Raw genomic sequence first — 26,542 nt, 5'->3', positions numbered from 1 at the left:
TGTCTGTGTGTGTTTACTGCCATTAAGTTGTTGTTAATTCTCATAATTATTCCTCCTTGAGTTTTGTTTAGTGAGCTTCCTTTCTCACCTTTATTGATCAATTTTTCCTTACACTATATTTATCGGTAGTATTTAATAATACCTTATAGTTTCTTCGAACTTTTTTTATACTTTTATATTTATTCTATTATAAATATATTTAACCAGGTACTCTAGTTAATTTTTAACAAGTATTGACATATCCCCTAGACTGTCATATTTATTATCCTTTAGTAAGGATATAATTTCTTCAATATATTTGCTATTATGCAATATTTGTTTTGATAAACTTTGGATTAATTGTAAGGTTAGTTCATCATTTAAGCCCTTATGATACCCTCCTAAGCCAATAAGGTGAAGTTTAACCATACTGTATAAAACGCATAGGAATATATATGAATCCCATACGGATTTAAATTTTCCAAAGGGCATAAGTTCTTTAAAATATTCATTCACTAAATAATTTTCTATAATATATTCTTTCTCTTTTAAATATGAAGCTAAATATTTATTATAGTTATATTCATATTTTTTTAATATATCTTCATCTTTTACACTCTCGTTATAACTTAGTCCAAGGAACATTTCATTTACACATTCAACATATCTCTCATTCGTTAACCCATTTGATATTCTCTTTTGTATTAACTCTTGTGCTATTCTCATTTGTACTTTAATATTAATAGGTACCTTTTCTAATTCTCCTTTCAAAATTCCTGCCTCTATTACTTTTCCCATTTCTTCCAAAGTAGCAGGTACATTTTTTGCTAATCCATTTTCATATAATTCTTCTATTTCCTTATAAACAATTCCTAGTATTATTAGTCTTTCTCCCATATTGTAATCTCTATTTTGTAATAAACTTAAACTAAACATTCTGATTTCCCAAAAATATTTTTCAAGTCTATTTGAATCCAAATAACCCGCTGTATCTATTCTATTGTAAAATAACATTCTAATATTAGAATCTTCTTCTATTTGTTCAAAAGCCATTCCCTTTGGATTTAATAGAGCTAACCTTCCTATTTCTGGACAAGACATGCTAGCAGATCTTTCAAACCCGCCATCTACCATTTGTACACATCGGGGATATGTTGCACAAGTATATGACAAATACTCTTCCCCTAGTGTCCCATGGATTCTACAAAGATTTTCTTCATCTAAAAAGGCACATCTCCCTTTTAAATCTAATTCAATTTCCCCATAGGAATAAGGTGATTTGCTATTGGATATTTTACTTATATTTTTGCTAAATATTGGTTTTAGTTCCTTGTGATTTATTTTTTTATATTTCAAATAGGCTTCTTTATCTATATTTACTCTCCAACCAATACAACAACTATCTTCACAATTTGCACCTATACATCTAAAAGATTTCATATATTCTGGCTGTAGTACAATTCTCTTTTTATTTGCCAACTTTAAACGCTCCTCATCCAAAAACTTTTCTATTTTCTCATAATTTTTTTCAAGTCCCCTAAATCCACAATTCCACTGGCTGCCTTTTTATTTTCTTCTTGAATTTCTAAATATACTTCTTTTCTATGGATAGATACATACCTAGGAGCTTTTATTCCTAACTTCACTTTTCCCTCTTCTATTCCTAGTACGGTTAATTCTATATTTTCACCTATGATTATACTTTCCTTTTCTTTTCTCGACAGAACTAACATGATCTACACCTCAAGGATTTTATATTTTATAGGATAATCTTCCTTTAGGGCCACTTGCATTGCCCTACACTCTTCTATATTTACTATTATAGGGGCTTTTAAATTCATTGTCATATTTTTAATATTTTCTGGAATAACTACTATAGAGTATACTCCTACCTGTTCCTTTTTACTTATTTTAAGTTTTTCTAGTATGGCTTCATCTAAATAAAAATCATATTCCTTATTGAATATAAATGGATCCGTTATGACAAATGCCAAATCTGGATTTTCAATAGATTGAATCCAATTGAAAGGATTTTCCTTATCTTCATTTGAAATATATAAATATTTTTTTAACTCTTCGAAACCAAATAATCCCTCTTCAAAATTAATTATATTCTCTTCTATAACTTCTATTTTTCCAAAATGTTTAGTTTCTATGAACATAACCATGTCCTCCATTATATTTTATCGTTTACATATTCTATATTTATGCTAGGTTTTTGTCTTAAATAAATATCTACTTTTCCTTGATTATAATTTATTGTAGGTTTATTTACCTTCACATCTATATTAGTTTTTCCACCTTCAAAATCTATTTTATGTTCTGCTTTTGTGGCTGTTATTTTAGGTCTACTTTTAGGTATGAACCCTATATTATAATCTTTCTTAGGAAAGGCATTATTTACACCTATATTTTTTATGGGCTCACCATCATTTTCTATTCTCATCATTTCATTTCCCTCTGATGAGATCTTCCCTATGGCTTCCATGGACTTTTGTTTTCCCATTTGAGCCGAATGCTTTATGAGGTCAAATATTTTCTTATTTCCACATTCACTAAAGCATACACTTTGATCTATTTGAATCTCACTATCCTTTTTTTCTATTTTCATTTCCAGTGGTTCTCTTTTCATTGTCAAATCTGCTTTATGTTGCTTTATTTCTAAAGTGGCATTTCTAGTTTCTATACCTATTAATGCAGGTGTAGTATTTACTTTTAAAGGCACGATAAAACCTCCTAACCCTAAACTCTTAGCTTACTTAATAAAATCTAATAAACTTGGTTGTATTATTTTAGCACCTATAGATAGGGCTGCTCTATATACACTTTCTTCCATTTTCATTTTCATTATGGTCTCTGCCATATCCACATCTTGAGTTTTAGATAATAGTTTATTAAAGTTAAGTATATTATCCTCTGTACGCTTTTGATCTAATTCTAATCTATTAGTTTTTCCACCTATATCCGATATTATGGACAATATATTAGTCATATTTTTATCTATGTCCCCTAATATATCTGTAGTTTCTAGTTCTTGTTTTTTTACAACGGCCTTATCAGAGGTTGTATCTACAGCAAATCCTAATTTAGTAGTAGATGTTACAGTAAAGTCATTAAATGTTCCCGTAGGCTCTTTCTTATCTCCTATAAACATTATCCTATTGTCATCAGTCATTTTAACCTTTACATTAGAACTAGCTGCTTTAAGTTGATCTTGTATTATACCTACAAGCTTATTTCTTCCAGATAGGGTATCCATATTATAGGTTCCCATAGGTATCTTTATAAGGTTCCCATCCACATTAAAACTAATTCCACCAACTGGACTTTCCATGATTCCCTCTAATTTGTCACCTACTACTATTGGTGATATTCTATATTTAGAGGCTTCATTTGCTGAATGTTCAACTGTCTGAGTTCCTGTTTCTGATATATTAGCACCACTAGAACCTATATTCCCTTCTATCTTAAATTCTTCATCTCCTTCAAAATTCAAGCTACCATTAACCTTTATATTCTTATCTTTTAATTCCTTATGGGAATCTATAGCAGTTTGAATGTCACCCGTAGTTAGAGCTTTTTTAGGTAGATTTAATTCTATTCCATCTATTATTATCTTCTTATTTCCACTAGCATTGTCTAAATCTGGACTTGTAATATTAACTTTATATGTACTTAACTCCTTTGCTTCTACAGAAAATTCCACATTTCCCGTGAATTTCACGTCAGCTCCATCTTTTATTACTTTTATTCCCTTATTCTTTAAAAACTCATTTTTATCTATTTCAGCTTGTATATCTGCTACAGTAATTGCCCCCTTAGGAAGTTCTATCTTTATAGTGTCCTCACCTATATTTATACTAAAAGTTTTAAAGGTATTCACATTAGTATAGTCTATACTACCACTTACCTTATCCGTTCCAAAATCACTTTCAACAAATCCTTCTTTATAAAAAACAGAATTTTCACTATCTGATTTATCTAGTGCCATCTCTAATCTAGTTAAAGTATCATAGGTTCCTAAAAAACCTATTTGAACTAATTCATCTCCTGTTATATTAACATCCATATAATTTCTAGTTCCTATTTCAATTAGCTTGTCCTGTTCTAACTCTTTAGACGTAAGTTCCTTATTTAACTTATTCAAAAGAAATTCTTTAAATTTAGTATCATCTATACTAGGATCTACTGCTCCTCCTGGAGATAAGAACTTACCATTATATTTTAATCTTTTCACAGTTTTCCCATCTATTGTAACTTCCACTTCTTCAAAGGGCTCATCTAAAGTATTATATCCAGAAAAGAGGAATTTTCCTGCAAAGTTAGTGTTTCCAATAGATATAATTTGTTCCTTTAACTGTGATATTTCCTTTTTCGTGGCAGCCCTATCTTCCGCTGTTAAAGTACCATTAGATGCCCTTACAGTTAATTCCCTTACCCTTTGTAGGGCATCCTTTAATTGAGTTATGGCCGTTTCACTGGCATCTAGCCAAGATAAGGACTCATCTATATTCTTTTTATATTGTTCATGGCCAGATATATCTGATGAAAGTCTTAATACTGTAGACATGCCTACAGGATCATCTGATGGTTTATTTATACGCTTTCCAGTACTCGCCTGATTATCAAGCTTATCCATATTTATCATGTGATTATTTAAATTTCTCATCATATTACTAATCATCATATTATTTGTAATTCTCATAAATATAACTCCTTTTAAAATTTTAGGTGACGAGTTTACGGTCATAGGTTACAGCTAATTTTATCCTGTCACCGATCACCTGTTACCCGTCACCCTAATTATACTCCCATCCTATTAATAATAGTATCTAACATATCATTCATAGTGGTAATCATTCTAGCATTGGCATTATAACTTTGTTGAAATCTTACCATATTACTCATTTCTTCGTCTAAGGAAACCCCTGATACGGATTGTCTTTTTCTGTTTGTTTCTTCCACTAACACCGTTTGATTTTTACTCATATTCTTAGCTTGACCCGAATCAACACCTAAGTTAGCTATTAGGGAGTTCATAAAATCTCCAGGTTTCCCCCACTTAAACATATCTCCCTTATCCTTTAATTTATTCATTGCAAGGATATTTTTACCATCACCTGGCAATCCTTCCTTTGTTGAACTGGCTGCTATTTTATTTAAATCCCCGTCAATGTCATCGCTTATCTTAATAGTATTAGATGGATATTTAGGGTCATACTCAAAAAATTTTATTCCAGTATCTCCATTTAATCCATATCCCTTTTCATGGACTTTGTTTACTTCATCTGCAAATCCCCTTGCAAACTCATTTAACCTTTCCATATAATAGGGAATACCCTTTTTATCTCCATCTATATTATCTCTTCCATCTATTAATGCCTTTAATTTTCCTGTACGAATATTAATACTTGATCCATTTTTCCACATTACTTCCCCTAAATTAGGAGCATCTGCATCATTATTTAAAATCTTTCTATTTTCACATACTAATTCTTCAGATTTATTATGATTTACAAGTTGATTACCACCTATTAAAACTTGTAATTTACCTTGACTGTCCTCTATAGTTTGAATATCTGCCAGTTCTGATAGTTTATCTAATAATAAATTCCTTTGATCCCTTAAATCATTGGCATTAGACCCATCTAACTCAGCTCTAAATATTTGATCATTTAAAGCAGCTATACTCTTTCCATATCCATTTATCTCATCCACAGTGGCCCTTATATTAAAATCTATATCTTGTTGCATTTTCCTAAATTGATTACCCATCCTATTTATGGTAGTAGTAAAGGCTATGCCCTTCTCCCTAACCAGGGCTCTCACTGTTTGATCTTCTGGATTTGAACTTAATTTTTCTAAACTTTGGAAGAATTCATCCATGACCTTTCTTATTCCAGAATCAGAGGGTTCGTTCATGACAAGCTCTACCCCTTCTAATATTTCACTTCTAGCTGCCCATTCCCCTAGGTTTTGATTTTCACTTCTATATTTTAAATCTAAAAACTTATTTCTTATTTGAATAATTGCATCCGTTTCTACTCCCGTTCCTAACATTCCCTGTGAGTTTGGTATAGGAAGGGGGTTTCCTGATTTCACTTCAAGGCGTTGTCTAGAGTACCCTTCCGTATTTGCATTGGCTATATTATGTCCTGTTATATATAGGGCCCTTTGACTTGCGTGAAGTCCACTTACGGCTATATTAAATCCAAAAAAAGTTGAACTCATATTATCTTATCCTTTCCCATCAAAAAAACTATTTGAATATTTTTCATCCCTATCATTTCCCTTATAAACTACCTGTGTATTTTTTAAACTCGTGTATAAGTTCACATTAAACTCTATGTAATCGAGGGATTGATTAATTAATTTTTCATTCAAATCATTTAGTCTTTTTATTTCCGTTAATATTTTTTCTAATCTATTTTTTAAATCTACTAATACTTTAGAATATTTTTTATCTACCATCTGTATAATCTCTTCTAGCTTATCTACTTTATGAATATTTTTTTCCTTTAACAGATTTCCTATTATTAGATTCCTAACCCTATCGATTTTACTTACTTCTCCTATTATTTTTTCTTCCTTAATAGTCATCTTATCTAAAGAACCTATTTCCTTATCTATAATAAGTCTAGTTTTTTCATCCGCTATCTTCATATACTCTTCATATACTTCACACTCTTTTTTTAATATGACTATTAATTGTTCAGTAGACTTACTCATTTAGATCACCTACGTTTCTAATGTATTTGGTTATAGATTAATAAACTAAAAAGGTTCCATCCATACAGTAAATTGCCTACGAAGGTAACAATAAAACCAATTTCCCACACAATAATTATCCCTTCAATATCCTATCTGCTACCTGTTCCATGGAAACATTAAAAGAACCTGCTTCTATTTTCTCTTTTATTTCATGGACCCTTTCTTCTCTTATCTGTGGCAATTTTTTATAGGCACCATATGCCACCTGATAATCCCTACCCTTTTGAGAAATATCCATTTTATCCTCTTCTTGCTTAAACTTTTTACTATCTGCTTTTATAGGTTTATCATAAGCCTTCATTATTTTGTTTATATTTCCTATATTATTTATTTTCATAAAAAAACACCTCGCTCTACCAATTACCTTATTAATAGTATCGGTAAAGAGAAGTGTTCTCTTAACATATATTTATTTTTTTTTCATACTGGCAGTAAACATTTTATTTTTATCAATCTCTTTTTTCTTTGGTTTTTCTTTCTTCTTTATATCTGGCGATAAACCCTTTCGCATCTCTTCCACACATACATCACAAAATCTACCTGTTTTAATTCCCTTTCCGCAACGTTCACATTCTATTAAAAGGGATGAATTTTCACTTACTATTTCAAGCTTGCCCTGTCTTATATATCTTAAAATCGTATCCTCTTCAACTCCCGTTTCTTCTGACACCTCAGCTAAATTGGCTCCCGGATTATCATATATATATTCCCTCACAGTTTTAAAGCTTTCATCCTCTGTTCTTCTACATCTTTCACAAATTTTTGTAATTCCCGTATATTGAAATATCCTTCCACATTTTTTACAATTCTTTAATTCAGCCATACTATCCCACCTATCTTATGTATTTTTTCCTATGGAAAAGGTTATAGAATAAATATTTTTAGGTTTTAATTTATTCAGACTATCACAACAGGCATCTATTGTACTTCCTGTTGTAAATACATCATCTACTAATAATATATTTTTATTTACCATATTTTCATTGTGTACAACTCTAAAGGCATTTTTCAAATTTTTTTGCCTTTCCATTTTATTTAATTTATTTTGCTCTAAGGTTTCATTATATTTAATTAGGGTTTTATAATCTGTTTTTATATTAGTTCTTTTACTTATATATTTACATAAAAGCTCTGATTGATTAAATCCCCTTTTTCTCTTCTTGTTTTTATGGATGGGTACAGGTATCATATAATCTATTTCTAAATTACTTTTTAAAAGTTTGTCACCCATTATTTCTGCCATGTGATATGCTAAATAGGTCTTTTTACTAAACTTGAAATTATGTACTAATTTTTTAGTATTATCATCATATAATACACAGGCCATATTTTTTTCAAAGATATGATCATTGTTAATACAATCAAAACACCTATTAGTAGTCTTATGTATACTAATAATTTTACCACACTTTTCACAACTATTATTTACCCAATTCACTTTTTTGTGACAATTTTTGCATAAGGAATATTTTTCTGTAGTATGAATGGGATTTTTACACATGATACAATATATATTTCTTGGATATATTAGGTCTAGTAAAAAGTCCACAATACTTTTAATCATTAATAACACCTGCATCTACAAATTTTCTTAATTTATTTAAAAGTCCTGAATTTCTCTTTCTTATCCTATGGTTATCCACCATGTTTTTAAGGCCAGACTCAACACCTACCATTACTACTAATTCCTTAGCACGGGTAACTGCCGTATAAAGTAGATTCCGAGTAAGTAACATGGGTGGACCAAAGGATATGGGCATTATGACTATGGGAAATTCACTGCCCTGACTCTTATGGATAGTTATGGCGTAGGCCAGTTCTATTTCATCTAATTGACTAAAATCATACTTTACTACCTTTTCTTCGTCAAATATTATATGTACTTCCTTTTCTTCCTTGTCTATAAAATCAATATACCCAAAATCTCCATTAAATACGCCTACTCCTTCTTCTTGGCTATTCATATTTTTCCACTTTAAATTATAGTTATTTTTCATTTGCATTATTTTATCTCCCACACGGAGAATTTTATCCTTCATTTCCTTCTCTATCTTGTAGGGTGCTTCAGGATTTAATACACTTTGTAGTGTATTGTTTAAATTGTACATGCCTACAGTTCCCTTTTTCATGGGAGTTAATACTTGTATATCCTTTATGGGATCACATTTTTTAAAGTTTGGTAATCTCTCTTTACTAAGATCCTTTATTATTTTTACCATGTCCTCTTGATTTTTCCTGGACATGAAGAAAAAATCCTTTTCCTTTTTATTTAATTTAGGATATTCTCCCCTATTTATTTTGTGAGCATTTACCACAATCATACTCTCTTTAGCTTGTCTAAATATTTCATTTAACTCAACTACCTTTATTAATTTACTTTCTATAATGTCCCTAAGGACATTACCAGGGCCTACAGAGGGTAGTTGGTCCACATCTCCCACAAGGATAAGCCTAGTTCCTAGGGGTAATGATTTCATAAGACCATGCATAAGCCTTATGTCAACCATGGACATTTCATCTATTATCACTACATCTTCTGTTAAGGGCTCATCCTCATCCTTATTAAAGCCTAGTCTATTGTCTCCTTCCATGTATGAATACTCTAGTAATCTATGGATTGTCTTGGCTTCTCTCCCTGTGGTTTCACTCATCCTCTTAGCAGCCCTTCCCGTAGGAGCAGCTAAGGCTATGGATAGATTATTATCTTCTAATATTTTTATTATGTTATTTATAGTTGTGGTCTTTCCCGTTCCTGGCCCTCCCGTTATGATTAGGATTCCATTTTCAGATGCTGACTTTATGGCAAGTTTTTGTTTACTCGCTAAGTTTATATTTTCTATTTCTTCTATTTTTTTTATTTCCTCTTCTATGTTATCTGATATATGATTAACTTTTACACTGGCCATGTCTATGATCTTTCTACAAACATAACTTTCAGAATAAAATAGGGACATTTCAAATACACATATTTCTCCATCTATATTTTCCATATGTATTTCGTGGTCTATAGTAAGCTTTACTAAAGTATCTTCTATTAAACCCTTAGGGACAGTTAATATACTGCTTCCGTCCTTTATTAAATTATCCTTTTTAACATAGGTGTGCCCTTCTAATGAACAATTGTTTAATATGTATTTTATTCCACATCTTATTCGATAGGGGGACGTGGGGTCTATACCCATTTTCTTTGCTATGGAGTCTGCTATTTTAAATCCTATTCCTACTATTTCATCTGCTAGTCTATAGGGATTTTCTTGTATTAGTTTTATTGCTTCATCTTCGTATTTTTTATATATTTTTATGGCATAGGCAGGAGTTACTCCATATTGTTGCAAAAACATCATGAGTTCCCTTAGATTTCTTTGTTCTTTAAAACTCTCCATAATTTTTTCATATTTAGACTTGCCTATACCACTTATTTCCATAAGTCTAGCTGGATTAGATTGCATTATATCTAAGGTATCTTTCCCAAATTTGTTCACTATTCTTTTAGCCATTTTAGGGCCTACTCCCTTTATTATTCCCGATGATAAATATTTTTCTATTCCCTCTATAGTATTAGGAGTAATCTCTTTGTAGCTTATAACTTCAAATTGTTCACCATAGGTAGGGTGCTTTATCCATTTTCCATTAAAAGCATATGTACCCCCATCATTTATTACGGGCATATACCCTACCACAGTTATTTGTTCTAATTGATTTTCTATTAAAGCCACCGTATAGGCATTATCTTCATTTTTAAATATTATTTCTGTTAAAACACCTTCTATTTCTATGGACATTTCTTTTCCTCCTATGGAGATATGGATTTATATGTTAATATATTTAATCTTTTCTATATATAAATATATTATACAATTAGATTATTTTAAAGTGGAAAGTATTATCTATTTCATTTCCTTTATCATTTCCTTAAGTTCCATGATTTCCATATATAATCTACCTATATGCTCCACAGTAGCTACTTGTCCCAATTCATAGGACATGGGATTTTTTTTCGTATTTTCATTTAATATGAGCTTTACATTGTTAAAATCCCTTTTTACACTATGGATTCTTTGTAGTACATCTATTTCATGTCCATTTTCCATTATTAATTTAGTGTGCCTTCCATCCTCTAGCATTTCTTTTACAAAATGAAAATTCACATATCCATAAGCTCCATCGTTTTGAAACTTAGGCTTTCTAGTTTTAAAGGGAACTAGTATGAGTTCTTCATTTATTACTATGGGAATTCCTAATCTCTTATTTATAACTTTTCCATATTTTCTTCTAAATGCACTTAAATGTAGTGCATATTCATTACATATTCTCCTTAAAACAGTTCTTACTCTTTTATACTCTATATGGCTATTTTCCATGGTTATTATGTTAGTTCCATTGCCCTTATCATATATGGGAATTATAGCTATTATGGATTCCTCTAGTATATTTTCTATTCTTTCCATAATCTTACCTCCCTTTCTCCTTTTCGAACATATGTTCGTATTCATTATACCTAATATACCAGAAAAAATCCACATTTCAATGGTAATTTTTTCAAATAATTTCATTTTTTATTTCCTTTATGGCCCTTACTTTCATTTTTGCCCCCCTATGATAAGTTAAATTCAAAGTGATACATATGTCTTTTAACTTCATCTTTTTAACATAATAACAACAAATTATTTTCCTAGAAGTTTCATCTAATTTTTCTATAGCCTTTATTATTTCATCAATTCTTTCTTTTTTAATAAAGTTCTCCTCAATATTTTCTCCAGACTCAAGAATCTCTAATAGGGATTCCTTCTCTCCTTTCTTTTCTATAGGCACCGTATCTAATCTTCTTTTATTGCTTTTATTCAAATACATATACTTAAGTCTTATCTTTACGTATCCCAAAAATGGCCTATTTTCATATTCCCTAAATTCCTTAATACTTTTTAGTATTTCTACTTTCCCATCCTCATACAAATCCTCAAATAATTCATTAGTATAGTTATACTTTCTTATGGAGCTAATGATTAATGGTCTTAAATTTTCAATTATCTTTAATTTTGAATCCTGATCTCCAACTTTAGCCAATTCTAAAAGGTCCTTCATTCTATATTCCAAAGAATATCCTCCAATGAAGAACCGGTTCCTCTTTTATTTGCACAACTTTATTCTACTTACAAATAGAGGTTTTGTTAAATGACCACTTATAAAAAGTGAATCTCAACTTATAGAAAATGGTTAAGGGTTTAGAGTTAAGAGTCAAGAGATTTCCTCCCTAAACCCTTAACTCTAATCTCTTAACCATGTTAATATATGCAAAAATAAAAGGAGCGAAAAATTTTCGCTCCTTTTATCCCTATTCTAAACCTTCTTTTCTTAAGATTTCAGCCTTATCTGTCTTTTCCCATGGAAGATCCACATCTGTTCTTCCAAAGTGACCATAAGCAGCAGTTTGCTTATAAATTGGTCTTCTTAAATCTAAATCCCTAATAATTGCAGCTGGTCTTAAATCAAAGTGCTTGTTAACTAGCTCTTCAATTTTTTCTTCTGCAATCTTTCCAGTTCCAAAAGTTTCTACTAATACGGATACTGGTCTTGCCACACCTATAGCATAAGCAAGTTCTATTTCACACTTATGAGCAAGTCCTGCAGCAACAATGTTCTTAGCCACATATCTAGCCGCATAAGCAGCTGAACGGTCAACCTTTGTAGGATCTTTTCCAGAGAATGCTCCACCACCATGTCTTGAATATCCACCATAAGTATCCACGATGATCTTTCTTCCTGTTAGGCCTGCATCACCTTGAGGTCCACCTATAACAAATCTTCCAGTTGGATTTATGAAGTACTTAGTTTCACCATCTAAAAGTTCTACTGGTACAATAGGCTTAACTACATTTTCAATTAAATCCTTTTCAATAGTTGGTTGTTCCACTTCTGGTGCATGTTGAGTTGATATAACTATAGTATCTACTCTTACTGGCTTTCCATCTACGTACTCTACCGTTACTTGAGTTTTTCCATCCGGACGAAGATACTCTAATGTACCATCTTTTCTCACATCAGATAATTTCTTAGCTAATCTGTGAGAAAGGGAAATTGGCATTGGCATAAGCTCTGGTGTTTCGTCACACGCAAAACCAAACATTAATCCCTGATCTCCTGCTCCCGTGTCTAATTCATCTTCCATTTGACCCTTTTTAGATTCTAATGCCTTGTCTACTCCCATAGCAATATCTGGTGATTGTTCATCAATAGAAGTAAGGACTGCACAAGTCTCACTATCAAATCCATATTTAGCTCTATCATATCCGATTTCTTTGATAGTTTTTCTTACAACCTTAGGAATGTCCACATAACAATTAGTAGTAATCTCTCCTGCTACTAATACTAATCCTGTAGTAACTGAAGTTTCTGCTGCCACACGAGCATTCGGGTCCTTTTCAAAAATTGCGTCTAATATGGAATCTGATACTTGGTCACATATTTTATCTGGATGTCCCTCTGTAACAGATTCTGAAGTAAATAATCTTCTTGCCATTTTAAAACCTCCTAGTTTTTATTATTTTCAGGTAACTGGTGACAAATTACATAGTGAAAATTTTATATAATCTCTCACCAACCACCTGTATTATTTTCCTTTATAGTTTTACCTTAAAAACATTAAAAAAACCTCTTCCCAAAGAAGAGGCATCATAATTTAAAAATTATTCTTGTCCTCATCTTTCAAGATTATTTTAATAATCTTGTAGGATTTAGCACCGTGTAAAACACCGGTTGCTGGGCATCATAGGGCCTATTCCCTCAGCCACTCGCAATAAGGATTTGCTTTTATTATATTTTTCAATTTATAGTAACATTTATGTAGAATTATGTCAACAACTTTTTTCATTTATATACTTGCCACCACATTACTTAAATAAGCAATGATAAGGGCAGCTATAGTATTTCCTATGAATATATTTATAAGGGCTGGAAGAAATCTTATCTTAAGAAGTGATGCTGCCATGGCCCCTGTCCACACTCCAGTTGTAGGTATGGGAACTGCTACAAATAATAATAGTCCTATGGCCTTGTATTTATGGACAGTACTTGTCCTTTTAATAGTTCTATTTATTAATTTGTCCACTATCTTCTTCATATATGAATTTTTCCTAAGCTTTTCAAAAATAGGTTCTAAGAATATTAATAGAAAAGGTACAGGAATCATACTTCCTATCATCCCTATTATTATGGCCTTTATTGGATCTACTCCCATGGATATCCCAAATGGTATGGCTCCCCTTAGCTCAACTGCAGGCACAGCTGCCACTAAAAGAACTACCATTTCCTTTGACATATAATTTAGTAAATTAATCATTCAATTACTCCTTTAAAGAATTTTCTAAACTTAATTATATAATATATGTATGTAGAGTTAAAGAAGAATCGGACTCTTTTAATTTACTTTTAATATAAATGAAATTAACATATAATTAATTATAATATTTAAAAGTTTATGGTTAGCTGTTAGCTGTTAGCTGTTAGCTGTTAGCTGTTAGCTGTTGCAATGGTGAGATAATAGTAATGTGTTGTCAAGTCTTTTACCGCTAACCGCCTACTGCTAACCATAAAGAAAGGAAGAAATTAATGAAAAAAATCGTAGGATGCGTTAAAAGAGCAGTTGAAGAATTCAATATGATAGAGGATGGAGATGTGGTAGGTGTAGGTATATCTGGTGGAAAGGATAGTTCTGCTTTACTTTATGCTTTAAGATTGTATCAAAACTTTTCTAAAGCAAAGTTCAAAATAAAAGCTTTAACTTTAACATTAGGATTTGAAGGATTCGACATAAGTCCCCTGACAAAATTCTGCAATGAATTAGGAATAGAACATGTGGTAGTGCCAACCCAAATAGGAAAGGTCATATTTGAAGAAAGAAAAGAAAAAAATCCCTGTTCCCTATGTGCTCGTATGAGACGTGGTAGACTTCATAATCTTTGTAAGGAGCTAGGAGTAACTAAATTGGCTTTAGGCCACCATGGTGATGATGCCATAGAAACCTTGTTTTTAAGTATGTTTTATGAGGGAAGACTAAATACCTTTGAACCCGTAACATACTTAGATAGAAAGGACTTAACCATGATTCGTCCCCTCATGTATGCCTATGAAAAGGATATTATATTAGCAGTTAAAAGACATGATATACCAGTAGTAGAAAGTCCTTGTCCTGCTGATAAAAAGACCAAGCGAGAATATGCTAAAAGATTAATTAGTAGTATAGAAAAGGACATTCCAAATGTACGTGGAAACATATTACGTGCCCTAGAAAATAAAGATCAAATGTATTTATGGTTTAAAAAGTAGTCATATATGCCCCCTATTATCTGTATATATAATAGGGGGGGTGTACTCTTTGAAACTAGACTATTTAAAATCCCAATTAATCACTCGCATCCACCATACGAGTGAAGAAGCTTCAGTTAAATTAACCCATTCAATAAGGGAAAAGCTAAGTGAATCCACAATCATAATATGTATAGGTACAGATAGGTGTATCGGAGATGCCTTAGGTCCGCTGGTAGGAACTCTTTTAAAGGAAAGAAACTGTCGTTTTCCTGTCTTTGGAACCCTAGATAATCCAATCCATGCAGTGAACTTGAAAAAGCATATGAAATATATAAAAGAACATTATCCTGATTATAAGCAACTTGCCATAGATGCCTGTCTTGGAAAAGCTGAATTAATTGGAAATATCCATGTGAAACAGGGTCCCATATTTCCTGGTAAGGGTGTGGGTAAAAAGTTACCAAGTGTTGGTCATTCGTCAATTATTGGCATAGTGGATAAATACCATAGTGACGATTGTTTTTCTATCCACACAGTTCGACTAAGTCTAGTTCGAAATATGGCCATGACCATAGTCAATGCCATACTTGAAGCAAGTTTGTTGAGTTAATACATAAAAAGACTAGGCATAAGGCCTAGTCTTTAATCAATTCACTTATAATTCCAGCCGCCTGGCTTCTCTTTCCATTGCCCTTGTATGATAATTGTTCTAGTATATTATCCTCAAGTCCTAATTTTTTGGCTTTAGCTATGGCAACTTTTGCCCAATCACTAGAACCACTTATTTTTTCTATTTCTTCCTTTGTCACTTCTATTTTCTCATTATTATTCTCATATGCATTTATGGCCAATTGAATTAATTGCTCTCCTGTTATGTTTCCATTTGGATTAAATTTATTATTTCCTACTCCATTTATTAATCCATTCTCTTTGGCTAGATATACATACTCACTTGCCCAATTAGTAGTGTCCATATCTTCAAATACTTTATCATTATCTTCATTAAATGTGTCAAGACCTAGAGCCTTTACTAAAATAGTTGCCATTTGAGCTCTATTTAAATTATCATCTGGCTTAAACTCTCCGTTTTGAAAGCCTGATATAATATTCTTGGAAGCTAGACTTTCTACTGCGTCCCTAGCCCAATGACTATTTAAGTCATTAAATGATATATTTTTTTCTATTATTACATATTCCTTGTCCTTATCTGCTTCAAATTTTATAGAATTTTCTTCTACTGTAGATGGTACAAAGTGTAGTTTCTTGTCTTTACCTAGTACAAATACATTAGTCATTTTTTTATTTTGGATTTTCGTATTATATATAACTGGTATTCTTCCTATATCTTCACTTGCATTCACTTTAAATACTTGAGTATATATCTTAGAATATTTACTTCCCTTTAGGGTATTCATAGTCTCTGACATGGTTTTTTTATTAATTTCCATACTTATATTTTTGTTATGTTTTTTTAGATTATCTAATACATCTTTTTTAAGGACCATTACCAAATCCTTATTTTCCATTCTTATTTCTTTCTCAACTTTCTTTAATATGTCTGAGTCTAAAATTAATTCTACTTTTTCTTCGTTCGTTGTAATTGGTACATTAATATAACTATCATCTTTTGCCTTTTTAATAAATGTATCCATATTCTTTTTATCTATTTTAGCACTTGCTTTATTTCTCTTTTCTGATATATTAACCTTTGGTTTAGAGGAACCACCACCGCCTCCACCACTTGATCCACCACTTGATGAGCCTCCAGAGCTTCCAGAACTACCACTTTCTATGGTATCTTTATCTAATTGAAATTTTAACTTTAAATCATCTTTGTTTATTTTCTTACAAACTAGACTTGACATTAATTCTGGTGAAAATAAAACATAACTTCCTTTTTTAAGAGGTCTATCTATTATTATTTTTCCATTATTAATTTTATATTTTTGCTGACTGTTTGATGCATTGTACACTTCTTCAAAATTACTTTCCTCTACTACAACCCAATTATAATTTACTTTTCCATATACTAAATCTGTTACTGTATAATCATTTTTTAATTGTAATTTTTTTAAATTGATTTGTATTTCATCTGTCTTTTGTTCTACTGAAAAATCTTTTTGAAAATTATATATCATTTTATCTTTTTCATGTTTTGCCACCTGAAGAGTTGTATTCTCTATCGCATTTATATTATCACTAGATATTGTAATTTGTGCTATTTTTTTTTCATAATTATTAACTTGGTCTAATGCTTGTATTTTAGCATCTTTTAATAAAATGCCATGTAAATAACTATTATTTATTTCTTTTGGAAAATCTACAACTATATTTAAAGTTCTATCATCTATTATTCTCACTTCTTCTTCTGCATAGAACTCCCATAGATGAATATATCCTGGTTCTACCCACTTAAATCCTTCCTCTAACTTTATTTCTATAATCCCTTCTTTATCTGGAAAACTACCTATAGCAACTTCCTCTATTTCAATAGGATATACATTGCATATATCTTTGTCTTTAAAATCAGCTATATTAGCAATTGTTATTGTAGTCTCTTCATTACATGCATTAGCATATCTTAATGTCCCACTTGACCCAGACCTTACATCCACTTCTACTGTCATTTCACCTTGTTCTAGTGCTTTACTATATAATGGAATCATTAACATACCCTTATATTCTAGATTTTTCACTTTAACTTTAATTTTAGTATTACTTATCTTTTCTATATCTACACTACTATCCTCAATATTATTATATATGTAGGAATCTCTATTTATACTTTCTTCAAAGGTGCCATGTTTAAAATCATCATCTTCTAACCATTCACTATTGGCAAGTTTTAACACAATAGTTTCCTCATCATCAAAATCCCCATATTCATTTTTAATTATTAACTTAGGTGCTAATGGCTCTACTAGTTTTGTACTTACAGTAATATTTACTTGCTTGTCTACCCTTATATCAGGAATCATAATTTCTGGCTCAGTTGGAGCAACAGGTTTATTACTTTTAGTGTCTTCATTTAATTGAATTTTTAACTTCAAATCATCTTTACTTACTTTGTCGCAGACTAATCTTTCCATTAATTCTGGTGAAAATATAACATACTTTCCTTTTTTAAGTGCTTTATCTATTATTAATTTTCCGTTGTTTATTTTATATTTTTTCTCCATTTCTGGAAAATCATATGCCTTTTCAAATCTACTTTCTTCTGTAACTATCCAATTATAATCACCTTGTCCGTCTAACAAATCCACTACTGTATAATCATTTTTTAATTGTAACTTATTAAAACTTATATCTACTTGGTCTACCTTTTGTTCTACTAAGAAATCTTTTTCTGAATCTAAGTGATATATCATTTTATCCTTAGTGTGGTGTGCTCCCCAAATACTTGTTATATCTATAGCGTCTATATTCTCACTTGATATTTCAAGTACTACTGTTTGTTCTTCATAGTTGTTTATCTCGTCTGTGGCCTCTATCTTTGCATTTTTCAGTTCAACATTACCACAAATATATTTATTAACCTTTTTTGAAAAATCCACTACTATATTTAAAGTATTGTCGTCTACTATATTTACTTCCTTTTTACCTATAAAATCATCCGTATCAATATAGCCTGGTTCCACCCATTTAAAACCTTCTTTTAGTTTTATTTTTATAGTTCCTTCCTTATTTGGAAAACTGCCACTGGCAACTTCTTCTATTTCAATGGGATATATATTAAATATGGCTTTATCCTTAAAAGTGCCCATATCATCAATTGATATAATAGTCCCTTCCTTTGATACTCTAGCATAGGTTATACTTTCTTGTGTAATAACCCAACTCTTGCTATCTGTTATTACTATCATATCACCCTCATCTAATGGTTTGCTATATAAAGGGATTCTCACTTGGTTTTCTTTACCTACATTATGCACTTTAGCATGAATAGTAGTTTCATTCTTCTTTTCTATATATACACTACTACCAACAGTCTCTTCTCCCCATTTTGTTATATAAGAATCCCTATTCATATTTTCTTCAAAGGTACCACTTTCAAAATCCTCATCATCTAACCAGTGAGCATTTTCTAATTTTAATACAATAGTTTCACTATCATCAAAATCATTGTCATAATTTTCGATTCTTATTACAGGAGCTTCATCTCCTATTAATTTTTCATTAATTCCAATTGTTACAATCTTATTTACGCTATTATCTGAACTAGCATAAGTTACTGGAAATAGCATGGATAAAATCAGCATGCTGGCACAAATTCTTCTAAAATATATTTTCATCTACATCCCTCCAAATTGTAGAATACCATACATATTGTGTCGTAATTTGTCAAAATATGAAACCTAGAGAAAATTCTCCAGGTTTCATATTAGTTATATTTTAAATTTTGAAATATTCTCTTTTAAACTACTAGATAAATCTCTTAAACTTCTACTAGAATTAGCCACTTCCTCCATGGTAGCACTTTGTTCTTCCATAGATGCGGATACTTCCTCTGTGGATGCGGCATTTTGTTGGGCTACTGCCGATAGATTTCCCATCACATCTAGTAGAGACTCTTTTCTGCTCTCCATATTTTTAGAAGCTTCATTCAATTTCTCAATACTATGGGATGTACTATCTATATGGGTTTCTATTTCCCTATATTTTTCACCTGTATTTTTAGTACTTACCTGTTGTTCTTCTATTATACCTAGTACCTTTTCTATAGTATGAACTGAAGCACTAGAATTTCTTTGAAGTTCACTGACAGCTTCATCTATATGACTAGTAGATAGGGATGATTGTTCTGCTAATTTTCTTATTTCTTCTGCAACTACTGCAAATCCCTTACCTGCATCTCCAGCTCTTGCCGCTTCTATGGCAGCATTTAGGGCAAGTAAATTAGTTTGTTCTGCTATGGAGCTAATGACTTCACTGGCTTCATCAATTTTTTCTGAACTTCTATTAGTTTCTAATATGCCATTGTATACGTCCTTTACAGCTTTATCACTTTCTTCTGCCTTTTTATTTAAATCATTTACTATATTTAATCCTTCTTCAACAGAAATTACTACCCTTTTTATACTTTCATTTAATTCCTTCATATATTCTTGATTTTTTTCTATATCTTCACCTAGTTCATTTAATTTTTCTGAACCATTCTCCGTATCCCTAGCCTGATTTGTAGCACCTGTGGCTATTTCCTCTGCCGTTTTAGATACATCCTCTGAAGCATAAGACATCTCTTCTGATACCTTTATAAAGTTTTCTGCCGATATATGTAATTGTTCTGAACTATCTTTAATACTATTGACCATATTCTTAAAACTATCATTCATTAGATTGAATGCATTAGCCAGCTGACCTACTTCATCTTTTCTCTTTAATAGTTTTTCTTCCATATTATTACTTAAGTCACCATTTGCTAATTTTTTTGCCTGATCTGTAACTAATCCTATAGGTTTTCCTATTCGTGTTCCTAATAAATAGGCCACTCCTAATCCTAATACTAATACTACTGCCGTCCATAATAGGATCCTTTCTCCTAAAGTATCTAGTTCTCCTAATACTTCGTCTTGAGTAACTGATATGGCCAACTTCCAATTAGTTCCTTCAATAGGAGTAAATGCCAAAAACTTTTCTTGTCCCCTAAAATCATACTCTCCCGTATCTATTTCATCATTAATCATTCTCCTTGTGAGATTTGCAATTTCTTCTAAATCTGGATTATTTTCCACATCTTCTAGTACATTATACCTATTTATTACTAATTTATTATCCCTATGGGCTACTGCAAATCCCTTTTCATCTGTCATATAAGCATATCCAGTTTCACCAATTTTCACATCATTAATCATATTGCTTAAAAAATCTCCATTTTTCACAGCAGCAAGGACACCTGTTATTATTCCATTTTCCCTTATGGGAACTGCCAATACTATTACACTCGATCCATCTTCTACACTTAATATAGGATTAGATACGTTACTTTCCCCATTAATTGCTTTTTTAAAATATCCTCTTTCCTTTAGTTTATAAGTTTTTCCATTTGTAGCTAAAGCGTGGCCATTAGTATCAATAATATCCATTATATTATATCCATATATGGACATTTCTTTCCTTAAAAAAACCATCTTTTCTTCCATGGATATTTGAGAATTTACAACCTCATCCCTAATGGCAATTTTCTCTAGTTTATTTAATTCTGCCTTTATGCGACTTTCAAATACTTTTGATGACTCCTTTGCTATGGCTAATAGATTCTTCTTCTCATTTAATAGAAGAGCCTTAGAAGAATTCATATAAGCTGATATACCTAATATACTGGTAATTGCTAATACTAAGCAAAAGATATAAACCATTAATATGTTTTTTATGCTTTTCATATGTCCATCCTCCGTACTATATAGTTTTTTCTTGATTCTTTGTAAAATTATACCATCTTCCACATGGTATTTCTATGTTTTTCTCTATTTTTCTACACTTTTAGTGATCTTTTACTATAAACTAAGGATTTTCCTCACACATAATTTTCCATCCATATATGAAATTTTAAAGTTTACCTTTTCTTATATGATATAATGAATATATTATTCTTCAATTTCAAATTTAAACAGGAGTGATTATATTTTGAAACCAATGAAAATACCAGGAGATAGGATTGAATGGAATAATTTGCTATTACTCTATAGATTTGCTTTAAGTGAAGTAAACACCAAGCTTAGTATATTAAATGAGGAATTTCAATTTATCCATTCACACAATCCTATTGAACACATTAAATCTCGTGTGAAATCTACTAACAGCATAGTATCTAAACTAAGTAGAAAGGGCCATGAAGTTACCCTTGAAAATGCAAGGAAATATATCCATGACATTGCAGGAATCAGGATCATTTGCTCCTTCACATCGGATATTTATACAATTTATGAATTAATAGAAAAACAAAGTGATGTAAATATTATAGAGATAAAGGATTATATCAAAAATCCCAAGCCCAATGGTTATCAAAGCTTACATCTTATCGTGGAAATCCCAGTATTTCTCTCTGATAGGACAGCCCCAATTAAGGTGGAAATTCAAATAAGAACCATCGCCATGGACTTTTGGGCAAGCCTTGAACATAAGATATTTTACAAATTTAATAAATTTGTTCCAGAAGGTATAACGGATCAATTAAAGGAATGTGCCGATGTGATCACCCATCTTGATTATAGGATGCTAGATATAAAAAATAAAATGGCCCAATACAAATAAATTTATTACAGTTAATGCTTTTAACTATAAAATTAATTTCTTTATACAAAAATCCCCCTTGGTTTTCTTCTTCCAAGGGGGATTTTTATCATTTTTCATTAGATACATATGTGTATATCCCACATAATATAATAATTCCACCTATTATTTGCCATATATATGGCATTTCTTTAAATATTATAGCCGCCCACACTATAGAGAATATGGGCTCTGCCAATACCACTGTAGATACAAAAATGGCCGATAAATATTCTAAGGCCCAATTACATACACTATGGCCTAATAGGGTACACACTACAGCTAGTGCCAAAAATATATACCATTCCCTCAACGGATATGGGTGTAGAGGTACCTTCATAATAATACTTATTATTATTAAAGTTATAAAGGCAACTGAATAAACTATAAAGGTATAGCTATTTACACTTAGTTCCTTTCTAGCTTTATTCCCTATAGATAAATATATGGCAAAGAATAATGCAGCACTTATAGCTAAGGAATCTCCCCAGATTATGTTACTACCTAAGGTATAATCTCCTCCAGATATTAAAGTTGCTCCTACGAAAGCTATTATTATACCTATTATTGCCTTTTTATTTAATCTTTCCTTAAAGAAAACATATCCTCCAGCTACGGCAAATATGGGAGAGGTATTTACTAATACTACTGCACTTGCTATGGATGTGTATTTTAAAGATGTTACCCAGGTTAAAAAGTGTAGAGCTAAAACTATTCCACTTATTACACACCATTTTATAGTATTTGTATTTGCTGCTTTCAGTTCTTTCCTATGTTTTAAAATTATCATAGGTAACATGATAACTACTGCTATTCCTAGTCTATAGGATGCTATTATTAAAGGGGGAGCTTGAGACATTTTTATAAATATGGATGAAAAGGATATGGCTATTATTGCTACTATCATCATATATTTTGCTTTCATTTATTTATCCTCATATATAAAATCTAATATATTCGTTTCCCCACTGTGAACAAACTGATATATTATACTATTTTCTAAATGTATATTTTTAATATTTATTAATAGGTCTTTATATTCTACTTCTAATTCTTCACTTATTTTAGCTGCCCTTTTTTCATCATATGCTCCTACTACTAACTGATTTGAATCTGTTATATAGTATATTCCCCTTATGTCTCCACTTAAATAATATATGTCTTCTTTTACATGATTGTTATTAGAGTTAAATTCAGTAATCAATGTTCCCCCTTCATAATCATTAATCATACCATGGGGTTTCTTCTTCTCTATTAACTCTAAAAATTTACTTTTATCCTTAATCAAATAAAGCATGATATATTCTCTCTTCCTTAAGGAAAAGGCTGCTTCTTGAGGGCTTATTCTCATTTGGCTCTTAATTTCAATGTTGTATACCTTCTTATTCTTTAATCTTATCTCAGACACCACTAGTTTATACTTGCCGTTTAAATCTATTATACTTTCTACTATATATTTATCTTCTTCTAACTTTTCCACAGTATTCTTAAGTAATATGGATGGCTTTTTTACAAAATCTATTTTCATTTCATTATTAGATAAATACCTTATTCCATCCCTATCAATGCCTACACTTCTCATAATATAATAATTTATTAGTTCATTAGTATTAGATACTTCTATACATATTTTATTTAGTAGTAATATTTCTTCCTGTTCATTTAATCCATTATCTCTATCTATCATATGAAAGTTTTCTATTTGATCTATCCATTCTTTACTTTCAACAGGATTTTTTTCTATGGCCTTTTTTATTAGAAATTTAGCTTCCTCAAGGGTTATTTCTACTAAATCTCCTCCTAGGCCTCCCATCATTTTTAGTATTTCTGTTTTCAATATATTATCTTCTGTTACTCCTTTATAATTATCTATTCCATATTCTTCATAGTCTAGGTGAAATAATTGGTGAAAATTATTTTGTTCATGATCTTTCCATTGTATATATACTCCCACAACTCCCATTAATCGAGTATTAGTAGCCATGGCCTTTACAAATTTATACTCTTTTTTTATTTCTTTATCTTTGTATCCTTCTATGACTTTAAATCTATTTTTCATAAGATTCTCCTTTTATATTCTATCAACTGTTTTGAGTATAGTTTTTTTATATTCCCATGTCAAGTTGTTTGTAATTTGTTGAGATTAATTGTAATATATTACATATTAATATGTTTCCCTTTTTATTCTTTACTAAATATATCTATGTTATAATTTACATAAAGGAGGTGCTCTTGTGGAAAAAACCTTAGAAATTATTTTAAATGAAATCCGTTCTTTAAACGGAAAATTTGATTCTATGGATTCTAAAATTCAATCTATGGAATCTAGATTAGATAAGATTGATTCTAGATTAGACAACATGGACTCTAGACTAGACAACATGGACTCTAGATTAGACAACATGGACTCTAGATTAGACAACATGGATTCTAGAATGAATAATATGGAAAGAGATATTAAGGAATTGAAAATGGGACAAGAAAGAATTGAGACAAAACTTGATTCTACCCATGATCAAGTCTTTAGAAATACGGAGCATATTCAAGAATTGAAAGTTGATGTTAGAAAGTTACAAGTAAATACTTATGATAATAGTTCTGACATAGCTAGATTAAAACTTTTTTATAAAATTTAGGGAGGTGATTACTTATGGATAAAGAAATATTTAATTTTTTAAAAGAATTTAAAGAAGAAATTAATTCTAGATTTGATAGCTTAGAATCTAAGGTTGATGGTCTGGAATCTAGATTTGATGGATTAGAATCTAAGGTTGATGGTCTGGAATCTAGATTTGATGGATTAGAATCTAAGGTTGATGGTCTGGAATCTAGATTTGATGGATTAGAGACAAGATTTGATGGGTTAGAATCTCAAGTAAAAGAAAATACTAGTATTTTAAAAGCTCTAGTTCATAAAACTGATGTACAAAGTGCTAAGATAGATCAAATGAGTATGGATATTAATTATATAAAGGGTGATATCAAATCTATAAAAAAGGATTTCGTCATTGTGGAAGAAGTTTCTGCTAACAATTGGTTTCAAATAACTCAGTTAAAAAAGCAAAAATCTAACCAATAGTTGATTGGTTAGATTTTTTATGCAATCTTTTCTATATTATCCTATTAAGACCTTCTATTTTTAATAAATCTTCCCTAGTAGCTCCCATAGAATTTAATCTCTTAGCCACTTCCATAGGTTCTTGAATATATGTCTTTATTAAGGTACCACTTCCCAGTATTTTATAATTATCTAGGCTAGCTGGCATTAAAATAGTTTCACCAGATTTTAAGATTTCCATATTATCATTATATACAATATGTAAATCCCCATCTAAACACATATATATTTTGAATATATTTTCATTCAAATTATCTACATATTTTCTTTTTACATCTATCTTTTCCATGGTAAATTCATTACAAGATACATATATAGTTTTATCATAGTCCCTATTACTAAAAGTATATCCCTGGGCCTTATTGTTTTTTCCATCATGCTTTACAACTGATATGCCATCTCTTATGTGTAAATCCCTAGGCTTTCCATCTAATCCAAGCCTATCCCAGTCATATAACCTATAGGTAGTATCACTATTTTGCTGAATTTCTGCAATGAAAGTTCCTTCACATATGGCATGGACTGTGCCTGCTGGAATGTATAGTACATCTCCTGACTTTATATTTATATAGTTTAGGGTATCCTTGATGGAATTGTTCATTACAGCTTCTATAAATTCCTCTCTACTGCACTCTTCCTTTAAACCATATATTATTTTAGCATTTTCCATTGCATCTACTATATACCACATTTGAGCTTTTCCAGTTTCCTCAACTCTGTAGTTTGTGTATTTATCATCTGGATTCACCTGTACTGATAATTTATCATTTGCATCTATATATTTAATCAATAGGGGAAAATTTTTAGCATATTCTTCATGTTTTTCCCCTAATATATACTGTCCCTTAGATTCTATTAAATCTGCCATGGATATGTTTTTATATTTTCCATTCTGTATTAAACTAGTACCATGTTCATGACAGCAAATTTCCCAACTTTCACCTATGGGTAATTTTTCACTTATATTTCTGCCAAAATATCTTTGAATATTATTTCCACCCCATACCTTTTCTTTGTATAGGGGATAAAATTTAAGTGGATACATGATAATTTCCCCCTTTTGACCTGTTAGCTGTTAGCTGGTCAAAAGGGGGAAATTAT

General features: G+C 30.8%; 25 protein-coding genes and 1 riboswitch. Of the genes, 5 read left to right on the top strand and 20 right to left on the bottom strand.

All coding sequences use genetic code 11. From position 1 onward, the window contains the following. Positions 1-216 precede the first annotated feature (216 nt). From fliB to N4A57_RS14200, 15 genes are all read right to left on the bottom strand, one after another. Positions 217-1,458, bottom strand: a complete 1,242-nt coding sequence (fliB, locus tag N4A57_RS14270) for a flagellin lysine-N-methylase (protein ID WP_293658670.1) — start codon at positions 1,456-1,458, stop codon at positions 217-219. 29 nt (positions 1,459-1,487) lie between these two features. After that, entirely contained in the window at positions 1,488-1,712 is a 225-nt protein-coding gene (gene csrA, locus N4A57_RS14265) for a carbon storage regulator CsrA (RefSeq protein ID WP_293658669.1), read from the bottom strand. 3 nt (positions 1,713-1,715) lie between these two features. Continuing rightward, a complete protein-coding gene (gene fliW, locus N4A57_RS14260; RefSeq protein WP_293658668.1) occupies positions 1,716-2,141 on the bottom strand; it encodes a flagellar assembly protein FliW in 426 nt (141 codons plus the stop codon). 14 nt (positions 2,142-2,155) lie between these two features. Beyond that, a complete protein-coding gene (locus N4A57_RS14255; RefSeq protein ID WP_293658667.1) occupies positions 2,156-2,704 on the bottom strand; it encodes a DUF6470 family protein in 549 nt (182 codons plus the stop codon). Positions 2,705-2,734: 30 nt separating this feature from the next. Continuing rightward, positions 2,735-4,684, bottom strand: a complete 1,950-nt coding sequence (gene flgL, locus N4A57_RS14250) for a flagellar hook-associated protein FlgL (RefSeq protein ID WP_293658666.1) — start codon at positions 4,682-4,684, stop codon at positions 2,735-2,737. Between the two features lie 98 nt (positions 4,685-4,782). Beyond that, entirely contained in the window at positions 4,783-6,210 is a 1,428-nt protein-coding gene (gene flgK, locus N4A57_RS14245; RefSeq protein WP_293658665.1) for a flagellar hook-associated protein FlgK, read from the bottom strand. 6 nt (positions 6,211-6,216) lie between these two features. Continuing rightward, positions 6,217-6,708, bottom strand: coding sequence for a flagellar protein FlgN (locus N4A57_RS14240; protein ID WP_293658664.1), 492 nt, complete (start codon positions 6,706-6,708; stop codon positions 6,217-6,219). A 115-nt stretch (positions 6,709-6,823) separates the two neighbouring features. Continuing rightward, positions 6,824-7,087 carry a flagellar biosynthesis anti-sigma factor FlgM gene (flgM, locus tag N4A57_RS14235; RefSeq protein WP_293658663.1) on the bottom strand — a complete coding sequence of 88 codons (264 nt, stop codon included), beginning with the start codon at positions 7,085-7,087 and terminating at the stop codon, positions 6,824-6,826. A gap of 72 nt (positions 7,088-7,159) precedes the next feature. Beyond that, complete coding sequence (locus tag N4A57_RS14230; protein ID WP_293658662.1) at positions 7,160-7,573, bottom strand: TIGR03826 family flagellar region protein; 414 nt, start codon at positions 7,571-7,573, stop codon at positions 7,160-7,162. Between the two features lie 15 nt (positions 7,574-7,588). Beyond that, positions 7,589-8,314 carry a ComF family protein gene (locus tag N4A57_RS14225; RefSeq protein ID WP_293658661.1) on the bottom strand — a complete coding sequence of 242 codons (726 nt, stop codon included), beginning with the start codon at positions 8,312-8,314 and terminating at the stop codon, positions 7,589-7,591. Continuing rightward, positions 8,307-10,532 (bottom strand): SF1B family DNA helicase RecD2, encoded by a 2,226-nt coding sequence (gene recD2, locus N4A57_RS14220; RefSeq protein ID WP_293658660.1) that lies wholly within the window; start codon positions 10,530-10,532, stop codon positions 8,307-8,309. Before recD2 ends, N4A57_RS14225 begins: the two co-directional genes overlap by 8 nt. Before the next feature lie 105 nt (positions 10,533-10,637). Next, the gene (locus N4A57_RS14215; RefSeq protein ID WP_293658659.1) at positions 10,638-11,198 is read right to left on the bottom strand and encodes a competence protein ComK; all 561 of its coding nucleotides are present in this window, start codon (positions 11,196-11,198) and stop codon (positions 10,638-10,640) included. Positions 11,199-11,289: 91 nt separating this feature from the next. Then, positions 11,290-11,844: a sigma-70 family RNA polymerase sigma factor gene (locus N4A57_RS14210; RefSeq protein WP_293658658.1), complete on the bottom strand. Its 555-nt coding sequence runs from the start codon at positions 11,842-11,844 to the stop codon at positions 11,290-11,292. A gap of 238 nt (positions 11,845-12,082) precedes the next feature. Next, positions 12,083-13,267, bottom strand: a complete 1,185-nt coding sequence (gene metK / locus N4A57_RS14205) for a methionine adenosyltransferase (RefSeq protein WP_293658657.1) — start codon at positions 13,265-13,267, stop codon at positions 12,083-12,085. Positions 13,268-13,442: 175 nt separating this feature from the next. Beyond that, a riboswitch (SAM riboswitch) is annotated at positions 13,443-13,550 on the bottom strand. 68 nt (positions 13,551-13,618) lie between these two features. Next, positions 13,619-14,086 (bottom strand): COG2426 family protein, encoded by a 468-nt coding sequence (locus tag N4A57_RS14200; RefSeq protein WP_293658656.1) that lies wholly within the window; start codon positions 14,084-14,086, stop codon positions 13,619-13,621. A 269-nt stretch (positions 14,087-14,355) separates the two neighbouring features. On the opposite strand from N4A57_RS14200, the gene N4A57_RS14195 reads away from it, so the two are divergent. Both N4A57_RS14195 and yyaC read left to right on the top strand, forming a co-directional pair. Beyond that, entirely contained in the window at positions 14,356-15,072 is a 717-nt protein-coding gene (locus N4A57_RS14195; protein WP_293658655.1) for a tRNA 2-thiocytidine biosynthesis TtcA family protein, read from the top strand. A gap of 49 nt (positions 15,073-15,121) precedes the next feature. Next, positions 15,122-15,664 carry a spore protease YyaC gene (gene yyaC / locus N4A57_RS14190; RefSeq protein ID WP_293658654.1) on the top strand — a complete coding sequence of 181 codons (543 nt, stop codon included), beginning with the start codon at positions 15,122-15,124 and terminating at the stop codon, positions 15,662-15,664. 25 nt (positions 15,665-15,689) lie between these two features. On the opposite strand, the gene N4A57_RS14185 is transcribed toward yyaC, so the two are convergent. Next, complete coding sequence (locus N4A57_RS14185) at positions 15,690-19,346, bottom strand: S-layer homology domain-containing protein (RefSeq protein WP_293658653.1); 3,657 nt, start codon at positions 19,344-19,346, stop codon at positions 15,690-15,692. Positions 19,347-19,439: 93 nt separating this feature from the next. Further along, positions 19,440-21,434 carry a methyl-accepting chemotaxis protein gene (locus N4A57_RS14180; RefSeq protein ID WP_293658652.1) on the bottom strand — a complete coding sequence of 665 codons (1,995 nt, stop codon included), beginning with the start codon at positions 21,432-21,434 and terminating at the stop codon, positions 19,440-19,442. Between the two features lie 253 nt (positions 21,435-21,687). On the opposite strand from N4A57_RS14180, the gene N4A57_RS14175 reads away from it, so the two are divergent. After that, complete coding sequence (locus tag N4A57_RS14175; RefSeq protein WP_293658671.1) at positions 21,688-22,305, top strand: GTP pyrophosphokinase; 618 nt, start codon at positions 21,688-21,690, stop codon at positions 22,303-22,305. Between the two features lie 88 nt (positions 22,306-22,393). Here N4A57_RS14175 and N4A57_RS14170 read toward each other — a convergent pair whose 3' ends face one another. Next, positions 22,394-23,248: a DMT family transporter gene (locus N4A57_RS14170; protein WP_293658651.1), complete on the bottom strand. Its 855-nt coding sequence runs from the start codon at positions 23,246-23,248 to the stop codon at positions 22,394-22,396. Beyond that, on the bottom strand, positions 23,249-24,382 hold the full coding sequence (locus tag N4A57_RS14165; RefSeq protein ID WP_293658650.1) for a hypothetical protein: 1,134 nt from the start codon (positions 24,380-24,382) through the stop codon (positions 23,249-23,251). A gap of 175 nt (positions 24,383-24,557) precedes the next feature. Here N4A57_RS14165 and N4A57_RS14160 point away from each other — a divergent pair, with 175 nt between their 5' ends. Together N4A57_RS14160 and N4A57_RS14155 are read left to right on the top strand one after the other, a co-directional pair. Then, entirely contained in the window at positions 24,558-24,959 is a 402-nt protein-coding gene (locus tag N4A57_RS14160; RefSeq protein WP_293658649.1) for a hypothetical protein, read from the top strand. Between the two features lie 14 nt (positions 24,960-24,973). Further along, positions 24,974-25,402: a hypothetical protein gene (locus N4A57_RS14155; RefSeq protein WP_293658648.1), complete on the top strand. Its 429-nt coding sequence runs from the start codon at positions 24,974-24,976 to the stop codon at positions 25,400-25,402. 31 nt (positions 25,403-25,433) lie between these two features. On the opposite strand, the gene N4A57_RS14150 is transcribed toward N4A57_RS14155, so the two are convergent. Further along, the gene (locus tag N4A57_RS14150) at positions 25,434-26,486 is read right to left on the bottom strand and encodes a type I phosphomannose isomerase catalytic subunit (RefSeq protein WP_293658647.1); all 1,053 of its coding nucleotides are present in this window, start codon (positions 26,484-26,486) and stop codon (positions 25,434-25,436) included. Between the last annotated feature and the right edge of the window lie 56 nt (positions 26,487-26,542).

Origin of the sequence: Anaeromicrobium sp. (assembly GCF_025210435.1) — a bacterium.
Taxonomy (GTDB): Bacteria; Bacillota; Clostridia; order Peptostreptococcales; family Thermotaleaceae; genus Anaeromicrobium.
The sequence above is the reverse complement of the archived record's forward strand: the minus strand, read 5'-3'. Positions and strand labels throughout refer to the sequence as shown.

Bases quoted from the DNA above. Each gene is read 5' to 3' on its own strand.
- csrA (WP_293658669.1), bottom strand. From the start codon at position 1,712: ATGTTAGTTCTGTCGAGAAAAGAAAAGGAAAGTATAATCATAGGTGAA.
- fliW (WP_293658668.1), bottom strand. From the start codon at position 2,141: ATGTTCATAGAAACTAAACATTTTGGAAAAATAGAAGTTATAGAAGAG.
- flgL (WP_293658666.1), bottom strand. From the start codon at position 4,684: ATGAGAATTACAAATAATATGATGATTAGTAATATGATGAGAAATTTA.
- flgK (WP_293658665.1), bottom strand. From the start codon at position 6,210: ATGAGTTCAACTTTTTTTGGATTTAATATAGCCGTAAGTGGACTTCAC.
- N4A57_RS14240 (WP_293658664.1), bottom strand. From the start codon at position 6,708: ATGAGTAAGTCTACTGAACAATTAATAGTCATATTAAAAAAAGAGTGT.
- flgM (WP_293658663.1), bottom strand. From the start codon at position 7,087: ATGAAAATAAATAATATAGGAAATATAAACAAAATAATGAAGGCTTAT.
- N4A57_RS14230 (WP_293658662.1), bottom strand. From the start codon at position 7,573: ATGGCTGAATTAAAGAATTGTAAAAAATGTGGAAGGATATTTCAATAT.
- N4A57_RS14225 (WP_293658661.1), bottom strand. From the start codon at position 8,314: ATGATTAAAAGTATTGTGGACTTTTTACTAGACCTAATATATCCAAGA.
- recD2 (WP_293658660.1), bottom strand. From the start codon at position 10,532: ATGTCCATAGAAATAGAAGGTGTTTTAACAGAAATAATATTTAAAAAT.
- N4A57_RS14215 (WP_293658659.1), bottom strand. From the start codon at position 11,198: ATGGAAAGAATAGAAAATATACTAGAGGAATCCATAATAGCTATAATT.
- metK (WP_293658657.1), bottom strand. From the start codon at position 13,267: ATGGCAAGAAGATTATTTACTTCAGAATCTGTTACAGAGGGACATCCA.
- N4A57_RS14200 (WP_293658656.1), bottom strand. From the start codon at position 14,086: ATGATTAATTTACTAAATTATATGTCAAAGGAAATGGTAGTTCTTTTA.
- N4A57_RS14195 (WP_293658655.1), top strand. From the start codon at position 14,356: ATGAAAAAAATCGTAGGATGCGTTAAAAGAGCAGTTGAAGAATTCAAT.
- N4A57_RS14185 (WP_293658653.1), bottom strand. From the start codon at position 19,346: ATGAAAATATATTTTAGAAGAATTTGTGCCAGCATGCTGATTTTATCC.
- N4A57_RS14180 (WP_293658652.1), bottom strand. From the start codon at position 21,434: ATGAAAAGCATAAAAAACATATTAATGGTTTATATCTTTTGCTTAGTA.
- N4A57_RS14175 (WP_293658671.1), top strand. From the start codon at position 21,688: ATGAAAATACCAGGAGATAGGATTGAATGGAATAATTTGCTATTACTC.
- N4A57_RS14170 (WP_293658651.1), bottom strand. From the start codon at position 23,248: ATGAAAGCAAAATATATGATGATAGTAGCAATAATAGCCATATCCTTT.
- N4A57_RS14165 (WP_293658650.1), bottom strand. From the start codon at position 24,382: ATGAAAAATAGATTTAAAGTCATAGAAGGATACAAAGATAAAGAAATA.
- N4A57_RS14155 (WP_293658648.1), top strand. From the start codon at position 24,974: ATGGATAAAGAAATATTTAATTTTTTAAAAGAATTTAAAGAAGAAATT.
- N4A57_RS14150 (WP_293658647.1), bottom strand. From the start codon at position 26,486: ATGTATCCACTTAAATTTTATCCCCTATACAAAGAAAAGGTATGGGGT.